Here is a 17993-nt window from a genome sequence, read left to right on the forward strand (position 1 = left end):
GATTTATCGTGTAGTTAAAAATGTAATCTTACCATAATTTCTAATCAGTTTTTGCTTTGTTTGTCTCTAAAGCCATTAAAAACCTTATTACTTCAAAAACAATTGGAAGAGCAATGATGGTAAAGATAAAAAAGGGTCGTTCTAGTAACACAGCGAAGCCATTGCCAACATCACTTTGTATCCATGTAAACAAACCACTTGCTACAAGTGTTGTAAACCAAACACAGATCCGAGGATGACGTGTTTCATGTTTGATAATGAGATGGCTAAACAACGCCATATATAAGCATATAAAGCCAGAGGCTTTGAGGTGCATAAAATCTAAAGTCAACGCATCAGGGTACGCATCAAAGATAAGGCGGGTTACTACACCATATCCCGTAAAATACAAAGCACTGCCTGCCAGCCATTTGAGAAGTTTAAGTGGGTAGCCGTTCATAAACATAACACTCCTAAACGAAAAAAACCGCCATATAGGCGGTTTTGGGAATGAGGTGGCGGAGAGATAGGGATTTGAACCCTAGATAGGCTACAAACCTATGCCGGTTTTCAAGACCGGTGCATTCGACCACTCTGCCATCTCTCCGTTATGGGGCGCATGATAATCACTTCCAGCTAATGTGTAAAGTAATAATTTGATTAAAACCAATAATTAATAATATTGAGGCGGTGTACGAGCAAAAATTGCACTGATAATACAAATAATCAAACCACCCACAATGAAGAAACCTAGTTGGATCCCTAATTGTAAATCGCCAAACAACCCATCATTGACACTATTGACGAATAATAAAGGTGAGACACTCAAAGAGAAAACGGTAAAACACACCTTAAATGCGCGATTAAAACTGAATCGTTTGCTTGAAGCCATCTGCCAAGTTAGCAAGATGATTATCGTACTTATCGCGATGAGACTCACTTGAGTGCTATTTGAGTAAATGGCCAAACCTGCTGTAAAGCTGGCCCCACATACGCCCCAAATAGCCCATAGCAGCCAATTTTCTTTCTCACGATAAAAAAGATTATTCATCTTGTTAGCCTCTGTTTTTATTTTTATCACACCACAATAACAAAAAATGTACAATTTAAAAACTGACAAATCATATTTATTGTACTAGCACTTCACTTTTTGTATCAGTGGCGTCGATTAACTCAACATTTAAGATATATATGTAAATGTTTAAAACAACAGTACTAAGCAAACACATGAAATTATCACTGCTAGCAAAATATTAAGTAACATCCCTTCTCTGACCATATCTGCAATTTTTAGTTCACCGCTAGCAAATACAATCGAGTTTGGAGCTGTCGCTACCGGTAAACAAAAAGCACACGAGCAACTTATTACAACGGGGATCATTAATAACTCAATCGGTAAATTAAGGGCCATTGCTGCAGATGCTATAATTGGCATTAGCAATGTTGCGGTCGCAGTATTTGAAGTGATCTCTGTCAAAAATGACACACATAAAGTCATCCCGAGCAACATAAAAAATACAGGTAATGTGCCTAATAAACTCAAATAATCACCAATTAATTGGCTTAAACCACTGCTGACAAACGCACTGGCAATACAGATCCCGCCCGCAAATAACAACAACATCCCCCAAGGAATTGTTTTAGCATGCTGCCACTCCAATAACTTTCCGCCTTGCCCATTAGATGTAATGGCCATCAAAATGACACCAAACAAAGCGACGGTCGAATCCCCAACTTGAGGTAAGTCTAATGCAGTAGACCACCCACCAAAGGGTTCTTTACGAAACACCCACAAAAATGCTACCAAGGCAAAAATAACCAGTACCCTGATTTCTGCTTTTTGCCACGGACCACTTTTTGGCACGTGGATTTCGCTTGATAACGTTATACCTCTTGTTAACCAAAGCGCACATAATGGAATTGAAATAACGATAATCGGCACTGCGACCTTCATCCATGAAACAAAGCCATATTCTTTTCCTGTAAATTGTTCATAAACAGATGCAAAAATAACATTCGGTGGCGTCCCGATAATTGTGCCAACTCCTCCTATCGATGCGGAATACGCTAACCCAAGTAATAACGCAATTTTGAATCGGGTATTGTCAGTCGTCACACAAATAGCCAGAACAACTGGTAACAGCGCGACAACCGTTGCAGTGTTCGATATCCACATTGAAAGGAGTGCCGCTGTCACCATGATAGAAAAGACAATCCGTTGTGCACTTTGTCCACCAATCAGCTTTATAATATTAAATGCTAGGCGCTTGTGAACTTGAGATTGCTCGATTGCAATCGCCAACATAAACGCGCCCATCAATAAAAGAATAACGTGATTGCCAAGTGCACTGGCTGCTGTTTTATGTGTTATGACCCCTGCAAGTGGAAACAAAACAAACGGTAATAACGATGTTAATGGGATCTCTATGGCTTCAGTAATCCACCAGTAACCAGTCAGCGCCGTTATTGCTAATGTATAGACGATAGGTTGTGCAAGACCCACGTAAGAGGTCCACCCTCCTACAACTAATGAAAATATCAATCCAAAACAGATGTGAGAGTTTAAAAAGCGCATTGATCACTCAGCTTAGCAATAATTGTCTGAGCGTGTTTCCACATAGCGTCAGTCTTAAGTTCTGTCATCGTCAGATGTGTGGATGCAAGGTAATTTATAGCTCGCTTCCCATGGTGCTGGTATTCTCGAATAGATAACCCGTCAAGTACTTGATACAGGCCATCAGGCTCATTGCATACTAATGCAATATCACACCCTGCATCGAGGGCAAGTTTAGTCCGCGTAAGGTAATCACCCATTTGAACGGCACCTTGCATACCTAAGTCATCAGAAAACACCACTCCGTTAAATTGCAGCTGTTTTCTCAAAACAGATTGTAACCAAAATGAAGAAAAACAGGCCGGCTTATCATCACACTGAGAATAAATAACATGAGCAGGCATTACACCATCACAGAGTCCGCTAGCCATTAACTGAGAAAACACTGATAGATCATGTGCAAATATTTGTTCTTTTTGTCGTTCATCAATAGGCATTGCAATATGAGAATCAGGACCAACAGAGCCATGGCCAGGAAAGTGCTTTACGACATTTTTCATCCCACAACGTTTCATGCCAGCGATAAATTGCGAAGCATAACGAATTACTTCATCAGGCTTTGATGCAAAAGCGCGGTTGGTGATCACTTCGGAAATACCATTAATATCAAGCACGGGCGCAAAACTAAAATCAACCCCATGTGCGCGTAATTCAGCACTTAAAGTAAAACCAAGCGGGGCCAAAATATCTTCGCTGCCTAAACCTTGTACACGACCAGCATCAGCCATAGCTGGTATCGCCGAAAAGCCCTCTCTAAATCGTTGTACCCGCCCACCTTCATGATCAACACTGATCAATAAAGTCGGCGCCACCGCTTTGATTTGTTTCGTCAGAGTCAGTATCTGCTCATTATCTTCGTAATTTCGAGAAAATAAGATCACACCTGCAACGAGTGGATGTTGTAATATTTCGACTTCATGCTGTTCCAGCAAAAGACCTTTGATGCCAGTTAAAATCGGACCCATCGTTGCCTCAAAAATCTGTGAAAAATTGTTCAGGTGTCAAACGACGAAGCTTTTTATGTTGAATTTCAGGGGTTCCCAGATACAAAAAACCCACTAACTCGTCATCTTCGGCTAAGCCCAACGCTGCTTTTACAATTGGACACTGTGCATAATGTCCGGTTCGCCATACACCGCCCAGCCCTTGTGCAAACGCAGCCTGTTGCATCGCAAACACAGCACAACCTGCAGATTGAACCTGCTCGATCCGTGGCACTTTATTACTTGGGACATATTTAGCGATGCAAATGATAACTAAAGGAGCCCTGAGTGCTAACGTTTTGGCTCGTTCAATGTTTCTATCGTCCAAGTTCGAGGCGACAGCAGAACGATAGAATAACTCTCCGAGCCGCTCACGACCGGTTCCTGTCACAAGTTGAAATTGCCACGGCGTTAATGCGCCATGATCTGGCGCTAACAGTGCCGCATTTTGAATGTTTATAAGTTGTTCAGCTGATGGGCCGGGTGAAATAAGTCGAGCATCAGATTGACGGTGTAGCAGTAGTTCGAGTGCGTCCATAATTTGTTATTCATTAAATTTTTTCTAAGAATAACAAATTATGTTCTAAATGACAGTGTTAGCCTTTGTCCAAGTAACGTTTTATATAATGATCGACACTTGTCCAGCGACCCCCGCCTGTAAAAAATATACTCAATAGCATGACAAAATACATGGCCGAAAACTCAATACCATTATTCAGTATCACAGGTTGACCTGTTTGGTACAGATAATTAGTATTGCCATACTCTTCGTTGATTTCTTTGATTTTGGTCAGACGTTTTTGAGCTTCTAGACTATTTTTCAAGCTTTGTTCTGCTCCTGGAATTGAAAGCCAGTCATAAACCTTTGCCGCACTTGTATTTGGATTTAACGGGGTAATTGCAAACCAACCATGGTTCCAGTGAACCGTCGTCGCCGCCACAATCATAGTGATCATCAAAGGGATAGTCACAAAACGGGTCAGTAAACCTATAAGTAATAACCACCCTCCTAAAAATTCACTCCAAGCAGCCAAAAACGCTAATATATCAGGAAAAGGAAGCCCTAGACCCCATTCTGTATTGCCAAACCAGTTGACCACATTTGGATCTGCAAGTAGCGCTTCGGTAATCGATTGCCACTCTCCACTGAGCCCCAGCTTACTATAGCCTGCAATAATAAGAACAGGCGCAAGTATCAAACGCAGTATGAGAGGAACTATTCCATCCAATTTCTTTAGATATGAAAACAGATTTGTATAACAAGAATAAGCAGCTGTAAGCATAGATGAGGCCTTTGATTTGAGGTCTAATAAAGTCATCTTAGTAGACCTCATCATAACGGGAAATATTTCAATCAAATGCTAAATAGATCGCGCTACCATTAAAGCTTCATAGATTGCACGCTTAGCATCAATGGCTGAAGCCAGTTTTGCTCCGCCAATAATATGGCAATTTGCCTTATCTTTTAGTGGTTCAAAGAGTTCATCATTAGACACTTGTCCAATGCAGGCTATCACAGTATCAACATCTAAAAAGCGTTGTTCGCCTTTGTGCTCAATTTCTAACCCTTTATCAGAGTAACTGACATAATTGGCTTCTGCAATTTGTTCAACATTTTGTTGCTTTGCTACAGCCCGATGGATCCAGCCAGTCGTTTTACCTAAATCTGAACCAAACCGCCCTGCACTGCGTTTTAGCATGTAAATTTTTTCTAATGCTTGATGTGTCTGCTCTACACCATCGATCCCCCATTGGGATTTAAACTGTGAAATCGACTTATTTTTTTGTTCTGTTAGAAAGGCAACCATATCAAAGCCGATCCCTCCTGCTCCTAAAATAGCCACTTTTTGACCTATTTCGACTTCACCACGAATCACTTCGTCATAGGCCACAATTTGCTTATTATCGTCACATCGTATGTTTGCAATCCGAGGGCGTACACCTGTAGCAAATACAACATCTTGATAATCATCTAGCATAGATTCTTGATATGCAGTGTTTAAACAGACTTTTACACTAAGACGTGAGAGTTCGGACTTAAAATAAGTCAATGTATAATTAAAATCTTCTTTACCTGGCACACGCATAGCGAGTTTGAACTGTCCCCCCATTTCACTGGCTTGGTCTATTAGAGTAACTGTGTGCCCTTTCTCAGCTAAATAACACGCACATGCCAACCCGGCAGGGCCTGCACCAACAACAAGGACCTGTTTGGCTACCACTGCCTTGTTTAATGGATATTCTAATTCAAACCCTGCTCGAGGATTCACTAAACACGTTGCGCGTTTCCCTTTAAATACATTATCTAAACAGCCCTGATTACAAGCGATACAAATATTGATATTGTCGCTTTGCTTGTTCACATATTTATTAAAAAAAGCGGGATCAGCAAGCAATGGTCTGGCCATCGAAATTAAATCCGCTTTTTCTTCTGTGAGAATTTGATTTGCAAGCTCTGGGGTATTAATACGATTCACTGCAACAACAGGCACATCGACACATTGTTTTAAAAATTTCGATGCATCTTGAAACGCTCCTTGTGGCACCATACTGGCAATAGTTGGAACTCGGGCTTCATGCCAACCAATCCCCGTATTAAATATATCAACTCCCGCGGCTTGCAGTGCTTGGGCTTGGGCTTTTACTTCATCAGGCGTTGAGCCATCTTCAACTAAATCTTGAACTGACAAACGAAATACAATGATGAATTGCTCAGAAACAAACGCTCTTACTGCTTTAACTATCTCTACGGCAAAACGCATTCTATTGTCATTCGTTCCACCATATTCGTCAGTACGCTTGTTAGTACGCGGCGCCATAAACTCATTAATCAAATACCCTTCAGAACCCATAATTTCAACACCATCGTAACCGGCCTGTTCAGCCAACTTAGCCGATTTAGCGAAGCCTTTAATCGTATTTTTAATAGCATTGGGGGACATTGCTTTTGGTTTATATGGATTAATCGGTGCTTTAATCGCGCTTGGCGCTTGGTTAAATGGGTGATAAGCGTATCTTCCAGCATGTAACAGCTGCAAACAAATTTTGCCACCGGCTTGGTGCACAGTGTCAGTAACAGAGCGATGCTTTAATACATCTATCCAGCTATTAAAAGTCGATGAGAAAGGGGTGAGTTTTCCTCTTAAGGTTGGACTGTAACCACCGGTTATAATCAGGCCGACACCACCTTCAGCACGCTCTTTATAAAATTCATTGAGCTTTTTGCGGTTGCCCCAACCTTCTTCAAGCCCTGTATGCATTGACCCCATGACTAAACGGTTTTTTAATTGGTTATTTTTTAGTTTTAATTGTTGTTCTAACACAATATGCCTTATTTATACTGGTCGTACCTGTAGCCAACATTAGCTTTTTTTACCGTGAAGTACAAGATAAACACTTCGTAACTATTTAGATTTAAGTTTAAGAATAAAATCGGTTACTATTAAGTTATAGATATATAGTTGTATCAAATCTACTTTAAGGACATGATTTTGATTAAAAAATTCTTCTTACTCATTTGGAATACGTTAAACTTCTCACGGCGTTTAATTTTAAACTTGCTGTTTTTGGTCATAATAATCAGCATCATCGTGGGTATTAACTCTGATGAAGGTAAAGTCAACATTGCCCAAGGCTCGGCTCTTGTCTTGAACTTATCTGGCCAAATAGTTGAACAAGAAACATATATTGACCCAGTAGAAGCTGCGTTAAGCGACTCTATGGGGCAAAATGACCAACCGCCAGAAGTACTATTAGATGATGTTATCAATGTCATCAATGATGCTGCGCATAACCCGAAAATATCAATATTGGTGCTTTCTTTGCAAAATATGCAAAACGCACATCTTAATAAACTCCAAGAGATCAGTCTTGCACTGGAAAATTTCAAAGCTCAAGACAAAAAAATAATTGCAACCGGTGATGCTTATAGTCAAGCACAATATTACCTCGCGTCCTATGCTGATGAAATTTCAATGCATCCTTATGGTTGGGTTGGCGTTGAAGGGTATGCGATGTATCCGCTTTATTTTAAAGAAGCCCTAGAAAAGTTATCCGTTTCTCAACATATATTTCGGGTGGGCACGTTTAAATCTGCTGTCGAACCATTTATTCGTAATGACATGTCTGAAGCTGCCAAAACCGCTAACCAAGAGTGGTTAGGAGCTTTGTGGCAACAATATAAAACGGATGTTGCAAAACAGCGTGGTTTCGAACTAACGAATTTTGACGAGTCAATGACACAGTTTTTAGACAAATTTTCTAAAGCTGAAGGCGATTCTGGTCAATTCGCTCTGAATAACGGCTGGGTAGATACACTAAAAACCAAAGAAGAGATACGCCAAGATTTAATCGCCCTAGTTGGTCTTGATAAAGAAGGCAAATCATTTAAGCAGGTCTCGTTTCAAGATTATTTATCAACGATCAAAATGCCTTTTCCTTTTGAAAACCCGATGACTGAAAAAGTAGCTGTCGTTGTCGCTAAAGGCAATATTGTTGATGGTAAACGAAAAGCAGGTGAAATCGGTGGTGATTCTACAGCCGCACTTCTTCGCAAAGCACGTCTAGATGAAAAAGTTAAAGCTGTCGTACTTCGGATTGATTCAGGTGGTGGTAGTATGTTTGCATCTGAGGTCATACGTGCAGAAGTATTGGCATTAAAAGAAGCCGGTAAGCCCGTAGTGGCATCGATGAGCTCAGTCGCAGCCTCTGGTGGTTATTGGATTGCTTCAGCAGCAAACGAAATCTGGGCTGCACCGAGTACCATTACGGGTTCTATTGGGATCTTTGGGACAATTATGACTTTCGAAGACTCAATGGCACGCTTAGGTGTGTATTCTGATGGGGTTTCGACAACCGAAATGGCTGGTTTTTCACCTCTACGGGAATTGAATCCACAATTAGGCAATATGATTCAAATGAGTATTGAACGTGGTTACAGTCGTTTTCTTGGTATAGTCGCAGAAGCCAGAGGAATGAGCATTGAAGAAGTCGATCACGTTGCTCAAGGGCGGGTTTGGATCGCGACTCAAGCGAAAGAATTAGGATTAATTGATAAACTTGGGACTAAAAAAGAGGCCATCGAATCGGCAGCAAAATTAGCAAGTCTTGAGTTTTATGACGTTATAACCATAGAGCAAGCTCTCACACCTCAAGAACAGTTCATGAAAGAGCTGCTTTCCAATACACATGTCCAAGCCATGATTGGCCAGCCTCATTCTGAATTCGAATATCAGGCTGGACTTCAGTCAAACCTAAAAACTGTCATGTTACGTTTACAGCAAGAGGTGAAGTCTCTTGACCAATACAATGACCCCAATGGTGTCTATGCGCGTTGCTTAGTCTGTAATTTAGCGCAATAACCTTCTATACTAGCCCAGTTATTTAACTGGGCTAGTATTATGAAAAAGAAACGAATTTACATCGCCTACACCGGCGGCACAATCGGGATGAAAAAATCAGCACAAGGCTATATTCCTGCCGAAGGCTACCTCACCCAAACGGTCGAAAATAATGCCGAATTCAATCGAGATGAAATGCCCTATTTCGATATCCATGAATACAGCCCACTGATAGATTCTTCAGATATGTCTCCTGCTCATTGGCAACTTATTGCAGATGACATTAAAGCCAAGTACCAAGACTATGATGGCTTTGTTGTTTTGCATGGTACTGACACCATGGCTTACACAGCTTCAGCACTGTCTTTTATGTTTGAGAATTTAACTAAACCAGTGATTGTGACCGGCTCACAAATTCCATTGTCTCAACTGCGTTCGGATGGGCAAGTAAATTTATTAAACGCGATGTTTTTAGCTGCTAATTATCCCATTGCTGAAGTCAGCTTATTTTTTAACAACCAGCTATTTCGCGGTAATCGAGCCACCAAAGTACATTCTGATGGGTTTAACGCATTCGGTTCGCCCAATTTTGAACCCTTAGCGCTTTCTGGGATTAATATTGAATTGATCAATGGAAGCCTAAGCCCATTTATCGAGAGTCAACTTGAAGTCAGTGAAATTACCCCCCAACCTATTAGCGTGCTTTATTTATACCCAGGCATTAATACTGAGATTGTTCGCAGCATGCTAAATGATCCCGTTAAAGCACTCATTATCATGAGCTTTGGCGTCGGAAACGCGCCACAAACCCCCAGCTTATTAGCTGAATTAGAAGCCGCTGCGAAACGTGGAGTCGTTATCATTAATTTAACCCAGTGTTTGAAAGGCAGTGTGAATATGGGCGGCTACGCAACTGGTAACGCATTACTCAATGTTGGTGTGATCTCAGGGTACGATATGACGCTTGAGGCATGTTTAACAAAATTGCATTATTTATTCAGTAAACAATTAGAAGTCGAAACAATCAGACATTTGATGCAAGATAATTTACGGGGTGAGTTAGAGCGCTAATATTTAAAGAACGAAAAAAAGGCCATGATATTCATGGCCTTTTTATACTAGCGAACTTTTGCCTCTATTTCGGCTAAATCAGTTAAGTGACATAATTCACCAGCGTGGGTGACTAAACCATGCTCTCCAAAATAATCTCGTTGAGCTTGAACTAAGTGTCCATTGCTGGGCGTCGATAACGTTGCATAATAAGTTTGGCTGGCTGCCAGTACAGGAAATGCTAAACCAGTAGATAATGCGATTCCCGAGATATTACGCAGTGCCTGTACTTCAGAATCTAGGCCATCAATAAACTCGTTACCTTCTGCAACTTGATCTAAGTAATCGGCACGAATAATACAACCTGCGCGCCAAGTTTGCAGCGTTTTAGATAGGTCAACTTTCCACTGATGTGTACGTGATGCCCCTTTTATCAAGGCTAAGCCTTGGCGGTAACACAACAGGCTAGCAAAATGAAATGCTTGCTTTAATTCATCTAAATCTAAATTGGCAACCGTTGTTTGACGTGGTTTATACGTCATTTCTTTTGCTGCGTGGGTTGAATACGTGTTGGTTAAATGGCGTGCCTGCACGGCTGCAACCAATGATGGTACAGCAATACCCAGTTCAAGTGCATTCTGTGCAGTCCACAGGCCCGTTCCTTTCGCACCAACTTTGTTATCAATCAAGTCAACTAAAGGCTCATTGTTGCTGCTTTCGAGTTTTAGGATATGGCTAGAAATAGACAGGAGATAACTATTAAGTGAAGTTTCAGACCACGTATCAAAAATTGCAGCAATTTCTTGTGGACTTTTACCAGCACCTAAACGAAGTAAATGATACGTTTCTGCTATGAGTTGCATCAATGCGTATTCGATGCCGTTATGCACCATTTTCACAAAATGACCACTGGCAGACTGACCGACACGAGCAAAGCATGATTCACCTCGAAAGCTTGCTGCAACTTTCTCTAAAGCAGGTTCAACACGCTCCCAACCACCTTCAGAGCCGCTGGCCATCATTGCAGGGCCATGGCGAGCACCTTCTGCACCACCAGAAATACCCATAGTAGCGAACTCAAATTTATTCTGGTATTTAAGTTTTCGTGCTATGCCATCTTTGTAATTACTGTTGCCACAATCGACAATTAAGTCTGCAGGTTCAACGCCTGCTTCTATTAGCTCTTCACAAACTCGTTCAACCAATTCACCAGCAGGAACTAATAACAAAATTGAACGAGGTGTATCAAGGCGTTTAATCATGTCGGCTAAATCGGATACGATATGGAGTCTTTCAGATAAGCCTTCTGATTTTGCAATACTTAATAGATCTTCACCCGCGTCTGGGTTTTTATCATAAGCAACTAATGTTATCCCTTTTTCGATTAAATTGAGTGCTAGGTTTTTACCCATCACACCTAAACCAACTAAAGCGACCTGCATGTAAACTCCTCATCGACACAGTTGTAAACCAAACTATCTTTGGCTAGAAAATATAAATACGCATACTCTAAAGGCGCGCATTATAGGTCATTATACCTAGCTTTCAATGGACTGATTAAAAATAAAATAAAAATTTCGTCTATTAATGACATTTGTCCGTGACTTTCGTTTAAAAATTGATTAAAGCACTCAGTTTTACTCTATGCCCCTGCCATTATTCAAATGACATTTTAATGACAATTGATTCTCCGATTGACCGAGGCTGACACCGGTGTCATAATCAAATCATAAATTTTAGATAAGTATTCATTTTTCATCAATTAAAGTGAATGTTGAATCGATTTCATATTTTGCAACGTATCAACTGGAGAACATGATGCCTAGACGTACCAAAATCGTCGCTACACTCGGACCTGCAACAGATAGAGACAATAACTTAGAAAAAATTATCGAAGCTGGTGTCAATGTCGTTCGTTTAAATTTCTCTCATGGTGTTGCCCAAGATCACAAAGACCGTGCGCAAGCGGTTCGCGATATTGCACAAAAACTAAAAAAGCATGTTGCTATCCTTGCAGATTTACAGGGGCCTAAAATCCGCGTATCAACTTTCAAAGAAGGTAAAGTGGTTTTAGAAGTCGGCGCAACTTTTGTGCTAGATGCTGATATGGCCAAAGGTGAAGGTGATGTCAATGCCGTCGGGATTGATTACAAAGAGTTACCGCAAGATGTCACCAGTGGCGATTTATTGCTGCTTAATGATGGATTAATTCAATTAACCGTTGATCGTGTTGAAGGTCAACGTGTGATCTGTACCGTCACAATCGGTGGCGTGTTATCAAACAATAAAGGGATTAATCGTTTGGGCGGCGGTCTTACGGCCCCTGCTTTTACCGCTAAAGACGAAGAAGATTTGATCACCGCCTCTGAAATTGGTGTTGACTATATTGCAGTCTCTTTCCCTCGTAGTGGTGATGATATGCGCCATGTACGCGCTCTTGCTGAAAAAGCGGGTAGCAACGCACAGTTATTAGCCAAAATTGAACGTGCTGAAGCGGTTTCATCTGTTGAAGCTATTGACGATATCGTTTTAGCATCCGATGCTGTCATGGTTGCTCGTGGTGATCTCGGCGTCGAAATTGGCGATGCTGAACTCGTAGGTAAACAAAAATTGATTATTAGTCGTGCGCGTTCGTTAAACCGCGTGGTAATTACTGCCACACAAATGATGGAATCAATGATTGATAACCCTATGCCAACACGTGCTGAAGTCATGGACGTAGCGAACGCGGTTATTGATGGTACTGATGCAGTTATGCTTTCAGCTGAAACGGCCGCAGGAGATTACCCTGTTGAGACTGTAAAGGCAATGGCACGTGTGTGTGTTGGCGCTGAATCACAGCCAGAAACTAACGTGTCAAAACATCGTCTTGATAGCATGTTTGCTGATACTTCAGAGACATTAGCGTTATCTGCTATGTACGCGGCTAATCACCTAAGTAGCGTAAAAGCCATTGTGGCTTTAACTGAATCTGGTAACACTGCAAAGCTTATGTCTCGTATTAGCTCTGGCTTACCCATTTATTCGTTATCACGACATGCCTCAACGCTTGGTCAAACGGCTTTATATCGTGGTGTATACCCTGTGTATTTTGATTCTACCCATTGCCATGATGACACTGTCACTCAAGCTTTAAACACATTAAAACAGCTAGGTTCATTAAATGTTGGCGATCAAGTCATCCTAACACATGGTGATTCGATGGAAACGGTCGGTGCTACGAATACATTGAAAATTGTTACTGTAAAATAACCGTACCTATAATTTTGAATAAAAAAGCGAGCTTAGCTCGCTTTTTTATTCTCTTTTTTTTACTATTTCAATTATTTCGAATTCGGATCTTCACAACATGAGTACACTCAAACGCATTGGCTTGCTAACATCTGGTGGAGATGCGCCCGGTATGAATGCAGCCATTCGCGCAATCACCCTGAAATGTGTCAATGCTGGTTGGGACGTAATAGGAATTGAAGCGGGCTATAATGGGCTCTTTTCACAAACAAGCCGAGTGCTTACTTGCCGCGATGTCGATAATATTATTCAACGCGGAGGCACAATATTAAAAACAGCTCGATGCCAAGCTTTACGAGAATCAAATGGTCCGAGTCTTGCCGCCGAGCAGCTCGAGCGGTTAGCCATCGATGCACTGATTGTCATCGGTGGTGATGGCAGTTTTCGTGGTGCAACTCAGATTAATAAGTACTGGCCAAAGCCTATTATCGGGATCCCTGGCACCATAGATAACGACATCAATGGTACTGATCAGACAATCGGGTTTTGGACTGCGATTGACACGGCATTAAATTGCATTGATAAAATTCGAGACACCGCAGATGCCTTTGAGCGGATTTTTGTTGTTGAAGTAATGGGCAGAGATTGCGGATTTATTGCGATGGAATCTGGAATTGCCTGTGGTGCAGAGCAAATAATTTGTAAAGAAATTATTGATAACGAGGCGACTTTCTTATCTGAACTTTACGCTTCCATTAGACATGCTGTTACTTGGCGACAGACACAAAGTTATGTCATTGTCATCGCAGAAAATGCGCTCTCTATCAGTGCGCACACTCTCGCCGAAGAAATTAAATTATACACAGATGTGGACACTAAAAGTGCGATTTTGGGCTACGTGCAACGCGGTGGCGCACCGGTAGCGATGGACCGTGTTTTAGCAACTCAGCTAGGTATTGCTGCTGTTGATGCATTAAAACATGGGAAATCAGGAATTATGGTTGGCACTGAAAACAATACAATCGTAGAGGTGCCATTAGCCAATACGGGCTTGAAGAATAAAGCTAATCAAGCCCTAATAAAACGGTTGAAACAATTTAATTTTGATTTAACTGACTAGCTCGCCAACGCGGATTTCACTTTGTCACGATAACTACGACTGACTTTGAGCTCTTGACCATTTTCCAATACCAACTGATATTCGCCACTCACTTGGGTGACTAACTTGGTAATTTGTTTGGTATTAACGATCGCACTACGGTGCACGCGAACAAACAAATTAGGATCAAGCTCTTGCTCCAGCTCTTTCATCGTTTTACGTAATATATGTGTTTTACCATCTGAACAATGCAAACACATATAATCACCTGCCGCATCAACCCATTGAATGGTTGCAGCAGGGACACGAATAATTTCGCCCTGCTCTTTAACCGCTATCGATTCCGGATAACGCTTATCGTCAAGTTTCGCACCAGTGGCAAGTTTCTTTAAAATATCTTCACAGTCATTGCCTGTGATCCCTGCTACAAAACTGGCTAACTTTCTTTTATGAACCTGGTCTTGCTGTGTTTTAATGTGAGAGTGCACTTTGTCTACCGCCTGTTTTAATCGATTTTCATCAACGGGTTTTAGTATGTAATCCAATGCATGAACGTCGAAGGCCTTTACAGCATATTGATCAAACGCAGTAACAAACACGATAGCAGGGAGAATCATGTCAAAATTAAGCAACGTTTTAACCACTTCAAAACCATTCATACCTGGCATTTGAATATCTAAAAAAATAAGATCCACTTTTTGGCTTTTACAGACGTCTATCGCCTCTTTACCATTTTTACATAATGCGATTACGTCTAATTCAGGATAATCTGTCAACCTTACTGCCAGCCCTTTACGAGCCAAAGGTTCATCATCAACAATAATCGTTTTTATGTTAGTCATGCTTTTTTGCCCTTTCATAAGGAACACGAATGTTAATTTTTAATCCTTGCGGCTCATTGTCTGCGAGTACAAAGGAATAATTGTTGTCATAGAGCGTTTTAAGTCTGTCTTTGGTGTTAGCTAAACCTACACCTGATAATTTCGCAAGCTCACCTCTGATAATATCAGTCCCGGGGCCATTGTCACTGACTTCTAGTAAAAGCTCGTTAGCAAACACTTGGGCGTTTATTTGTATTTGCCCGCCCGTCTCAAGCGAAGCAATAGCATATTTTATTGAGTTTTCAATTAAAGGCTGCAAAATCAAACTTGGAACTAACGCTCTATTTGCTTGTGCGCTAATATCTACTTCAACTGATAACCGATCTTCAAAGCGCACTTTCTCAATCTCAAGATACAGCATTAATGCATGAATTTCTTGTTCTAAAGGCACTTTTCTGATCGGATCAGTATTGAGTGTATAACGTAAAAAATCACTTAAACGTGAAACCATTTGATTGGCGTTCTTATTTTCTTCGACCAAAATCAGGGTCGATATTGCATTAAGTGTATTAAATAGAAAATGAGGGTTTAATTGATAACGCAGCATTTTTAGCTGTGCTTCATGGGCCATCGTGTTTGCTTTAAGCGCTTTTTGTTTTTCACTTTGAAGAAGCTGATAGTACTTGACTCCAAAATACAAACCACTCCAACACAAAACAATATAGACAGAATCAAGTCCTTGCTGAAAATAATAAAACCATTCCGTAGGCCGGTAACCGTGACGATATATTTCCCACAAGTTAAACTTTTGTACCACCGACCAAAGTGTACCCACGACATAAGACGCACTAAACACCACCCCTAACAAGACTAACGGCTTGGCATTCCAAATACGCCGGTAAAGGTATCGTAATGGGATAGTCATCAAACAACCTGCATAGGCATTTAAAATGATGACAAATATATAAATATCACGCATTTCAAACACTTTAGAACCGATATAATTTAATAACGCATATCCTAGCCAGCCTGCAACCTGCAAGACCCAGAAAAATTTATGTCGGTTTTCTACTAGTTGTTGCCAATTCAAAATATAAGACGATCTTGTTGAATGTTTTAAACATTATAAAATGTTCCGTTAATAAAACACTGTTAATCATCTTGCTTTTATTACACCTTAACGCAAACAAAAAAGGCGCCTTAGCGCCTTTTTTGATTCGAGTAAAAAGTTGATTAACCGAGTTTATCCGACACTACTTTATAGGTTGGATCTTCGATCACATTGTATTCAACTAAGTCCGATGCTTTTTCTAGTAATTGCGTACAGTCTTGACTTAAGTGTCTTAAATGCAGCTTTTTACCCGCTTTTGTATAGCGTTCTGCCAAGGTATCAATCGCATCTATGGCACTGTGATCGGCAACACGACTATGTTTAAACTCGATAATAACCTCATTAGGATCATTCTTAATATCAAATAACTCTAAGAAGTTTTTCACTGAGCCAAAAAATAATGGGCCATGTAACTCATAGACTTTTGAACCTTCTGAGTCGATATAAGCAGAAGTATAAATGTGCTTTGCATGTTGCCAAGCAAACACTAAAGCTGACACGATTACACCTACACATACCGCAATAGCTAAATCAGTTACGACTGTCACACCTGAAACCAATACAATCACAAATGCGTCTGATTTAGGCACTTTATTCATAATACGTAAGCTCGACCACTCAAACGTCCCTAGAACAACCATAAACATCACGCCAACTAATGCCGCAAGAGGGATCATTTCAATCAGGCTAGAAGTAAATACAATAAAAACCAGTAACATTAAAGCCGCAGTAATACCTGATAAACGGCTACGACCACCAGAATTAATATTAATCATCGATTGACCGATCATCGCACAGCCGCCCATCGCACCAAACACACCACAAGTTACATTGGCAGCACCTTGCCCAATACACTCTTTATTTCCATTACCACGAGTTTCAGTGATTTCATCAATTAGCGTAAGCGTTAATAGAGATTCAATTAGACCAATCGCCGCTAACACTAATGCATATGGGAAAATAATTTGTAAAGTTTCAAGATTAAACGGCACATTCGGGATATGGAAAGTCGGTAAACCGCCAGCCAGTGTCGCGCTCGCATCACCAGTCATACCTCGTAAGAAATCAACGACAGTCCGCGCTTCTAGATCAAAACCAATGACAATACCAGTAACAACAACGATTGCAGCCAGAGAAGATGGAATTGCAGTGGTCAGTTTTGGTAAAAAATGAATAATAGCCATCGTTAATGCAACAAGGCCGAGCATGATATAAAGTGCCTCACCTTGCATCCACTGCATCACACCACCTTCATCCGGCGTTTTAAACTGGGATAACTGAGCCAGAAAGATTACAATTGCAAGACCGTTGACAAAGCCAAGCATAACTGGGTGTGGGACCATTCGAATGAATTTACCGAGTTTAAAAATGCCAGCCATAATTTGCAGAAAACCCATCAACAGAACGGTCGCAAATAGGTACTCTACACCGTGATCGATCACTAAGCTGACCATTACCACCGCTAAAGCCCCAGTAGCACCCGATATCATACCTGGACGACCACCAAAAATAGCAGTAATTAAACCAACAATAAAAGCCGCGTACAAACCGACTAACGGATCAACATGTGCAACAAAGGCAAATGCGACAGCTTCAGGCACCAGCGCTAAAGCGACCGTTAAACCTGAAAGTACATCATTTTTGGCCGATTTAGGTGCTCGACTCAGCAAATTAAACATTAATTATCCCGTTCCTGTTGGTTTATTCTAAAAAAATGGTTGCAAATTTTAGCAAAGAAACAGTTTAGCTACAATTAAACCCTTGGT

General features: G+C 40.9%; 15 protein-coding genes and 1 tRNA gene. 4 read left to right on the top strand and 12 right to left on the bottom strand.

Features of this window, described 5'->3' with window-relative positions:
* Positions 1-40 precede the first annotated feature (40 nt).
* The 8 genes from AC3KVK_RS08505 to AC3KVK_RS08540 all read right to left on the bottom strand — a co-directional run bounded on the left by AC3KVK_RS08505 (position 41) and on the right by AC3KVK_RS08540 (position 6899).
* Positions 41-445, bottom strand: coding sequence for a hypothetical protein (locus tag AC3KVK_RS08505; RefSeq protein WP_490311959.1), 405 nt, complete (start codon positions 443-445; stop codon positions 41-43).
* Positions 446-495: 50 nt separating this feature from the next.
* Positions 496-586, bottom strand: a tRNA-Ser gene (locus tag AC3KVK_RS08510).
* 66 nt (positions 587-652) lie between these two features.
* Positions 653-1030 carry a hypothetical protein gene (locus AC3KVK_RS08515; protein ID WP_490311958.1) on the bottom strand — a complete coding sequence of 126 codons (378 nt, stop codon included), beginning with the start codon at positions 1028-1030 and terminating at the stop codon, positions 653-655.
* Between the two features lie 150 nt (positions 1031-1180).
* Positions 1181-2554: an SLC13 family permease gene (locus AC3KVK_RS08520; RefSeq protein WP_490311957.1), complete on the bottom strand. Its 1374-nt coding sequence runs from the start codon at positions 2552-2554 to the stop codon at positions 1181-1183.
* Positions 2542-3558 carry a beta-N-acetylhexosaminidase gene (nagZ, locus tag AC3KVK_RS08525; RefSeq protein WP_490311956.1) on the bottom strand — a complete coding sequence of 339 codons (1017 nt, stop codon included), beginning with the start codon at positions 3556-3558 and terminating at the stop codon, positions 2542-2544. The genes AC3KVK_RS08520 and nagZ overlap by 13 nt, the downstream gene beginning before the upstream one ends.
* 7 nt (positions 3559-3565) lie before the next feature.
* The gene (locus AC3KVK_RS08530) at positions 3566-4114 is read right to left on the bottom strand and encodes an NAD(P)H nitroreductase (RefSeq protein WP_490311955.1); all 549 of its coding nucleotides are present in this window, start codon (positions 4112-4114) and stop codon (positions 3566-3568) included.
* A 58-nt stretch (positions 4115-4172) separates the two neighbouring features.
* Entirely contained in the window at positions 4173-4859 is a 687-nt protein-coding gene (locus AC3KVK_RS08535) for an HvfX family Cu-binding RiPP maturation protein (protein WP_490312047.1), read from the bottom strand.
* A 78-nt stretch (positions 4860-4937) separates the two neighbouring features.
* Complete coding sequence (locus tag AC3KVK_RS08540) at positions 4938-6899, bottom strand: FAD-dependent oxidoreductase (protein WP_490311954.1); 1962 nt, start codon at positions 6897-6899, stop codon at positions 4938-4940.
* 168 nt (positions 6900-7067) lie between these two features.
* Here AC3KVK_RS08540 and sppA point away from each other — a divergent pair, with 168 nt between their 5' ends.
* Positions 7068-8936 (top strand): signal peptide peptidase SppA, encoded by a 1869-nt coding sequence (sppA, locus tag AC3KVK_RS08545; protein WP_490311953.1) that lies wholly within the window; start codon positions 7068-7070, stop codon positions 8934-8936.
* 39 nt (positions 8937-8975) lie between these two features.
* Entirely contained in the window at positions 8976-9986 is a 1011-nt protein-coding gene (gene ansA, locus AC3KVK_RS08550; protein ID WP_490311952.1) for an asparaginase, read from the top strand.
* Between the two features lie 47 nt (positions 9987-10033).
* Here the strand turns inward: ansA and gnd are convergent, their stop codons facing one another.
* The gene (gene gnd / locus AC3KVK_RS08555; protein WP_490311951.1) at positions 10034-11407 is read right to left on the bottom strand and encodes an NADP-dependent phosphogluconate dehydrogenase; all 1374 of its coding nucleotides are present in this window, start codon (positions 11405-11407) and stop codon (positions 10034-10036) included.
* Between the two features lie 376 nt (positions 11408-11783).
* Between gnd and pyk the strand changes: the two genes are divergently transcribed.
* Positions 11784-13217: a pyruvate kinase gene (gene pyk, locus AC3KVK_RS08560; RefSeq protein ID WP_490312046.1), complete on the top strand. Its 1434-nt coding sequence runs from the start codon at positions 11784-11786 to the stop codon at positions 13215-13217.
* A 97-nt stretch (positions 13218-13314) separates the two neighbouring features.
* On the top strand, positions 13315-14316 hold the full coding sequence (locus AC3KVK_RS08565) for an ATP-dependent 6-phosphofructokinase (protein WP_490311950.1): 1002 nt from the start codon (positions 13315-13317) through the stop codon (positions 14314-14316).
* Here AC3KVK_RS08565 and AC3KVK_RS08570 read toward each other — a convergent pair.
* The 3 genes from AC3KVK_RS08570 to AC3KVK_RS08580 form a co-directional block, all read right to left on the bottom strand.
* A complete protein-coding gene (locus AC3KVK_RS08570; protein ID WP_490311949.1) occupies positions 14313-15137 on the bottom strand; it encodes a LytR/AlgR family response regulator transcription factor in 825 nt (274 codons plus the stop codon). The two genes, AC3KVK_RS08565 and AC3KVK_RS08570, sit on opposite strands and share 4 nt — an antisense overlap.
* Entirely contained in the window at positions 15130-16206 is a 1077-nt protein-coding gene (locus AC3KVK_RS08575) for a sensor histidine kinase (protein ID WP_490311948.1), read from the bottom strand. Before AC3KVK_RS08575 ends, AC3KVK_RS08570 begins: the two co-directional genes overlap by 8 nt.
* Before the next feature lie 143 nt (positions 16207-16349).
* On the bottom strand, positions 16350-17906 hold the full coding sequence (locus AC3KVK_RS08580) for a SulP family inorganic anion transporter (RefSeq protein WP_490311947.1): 1557 nt from the start codon (positions 17904-17906) through the stop codon (positions 16350-16352).
* Between the last annotated feature and the right edge of the window lie 87 nt (positions 17907-17993).

The organism is Pseudoalteromonas sp. J2K-J979, assembly GCF_058169715.2.